The 272-nt window shown below is 62.1% G+C and carries 1 protein-coding gene; it reads right to left on the reverse strand.

The features are described from left to right. Positions 1 to 258 (reverse strand): hypothetical protein (locus tag AC3XQU_RS23900; protein WP_489876617.1); only part of this gene is annotated, 258 nt, incomplete at its 3' end. Between the last annotated feature and the right edge of the window lie 14 nt (positions 259 to 272).

A 272-nucleotide genomic window follows, 5' to 3' on the forward strand; every position in this document is an offset into this window, starting at 1 on the left:
GACGAGGACGACGCTCAACTCGGGAAAGCCCACGTCCAGCACCGTGGCCAGCCGGAGCGCGTCGTCAACGGGAACCTCAGGGCCAAGGATGAGTACTTCGGGAAATTCCTGATCCAGTTGGGCGAATAGCTCATGCGGATCCGCGGGCAAGACACTCGTGAAGAAGGTCTGGACTCCTCCTTGGAGGCCCCCTGCCACAGCCTGGCGCAGGCGGCCGTCAAAATTGACGTCGGGAGTCACCAGGACAAAGCGGCTCACTTGTACACCTCCGG

The sequence above is a fragment of the Telluria sp. AZSoR62 genome, from assembly GCF_058111565.1.